The sequence below is a fragment of the Chromohalobacter sp. HP20-39 genome (assembly GCF_033052815.1).
In the GTDB taxonomy this organism is placed as follows: domain Bacteria; phylum Pseudomonadota; class Gammaproteobacteria; order Pseudomonadales; family Halomonadaceae; genus Chromohalobacter.
Window position 1 is genome coordinate 1 of sequence record NZ_JAWHTP010001217.1, and the last position, 232, is coordinate 232.

1 pseudogene is annotated in these 232 nt (G+C 62.1%); it reads right to left on the minus strand.

Annotation, left to right across the window (positions count from 1 at the left end):
* Positions 1-232 (minus strand): annotated as a pseudogene (locus RVY79_RS21755) (glycoside hydrolase family 43); the annotation flags it as partial.

Genomic DNA, 232 nt, shown 5'->3' on the forward strand with positions numbered 1-232 from the left:
GCCTGCCGCCAGCACTTCGCCTGGCTCGGCAACCCGATACTGCACGCGTCCGTCACGCGGGGCTTTCAGTTCGCTGTCATCGATATCTGCGGCAATGCGCCGTTCAGTGGCTTGTGCCGCTTCGACGCGGGTTTGCGCCTGAATGATATTGGTGCGTGCCGCTTCTATAGCCGCTTTAGAAGCCGATACCTGAGCTTTCGCCGATTCCAGCGCAGCTCGGGCGCTCTCAGCG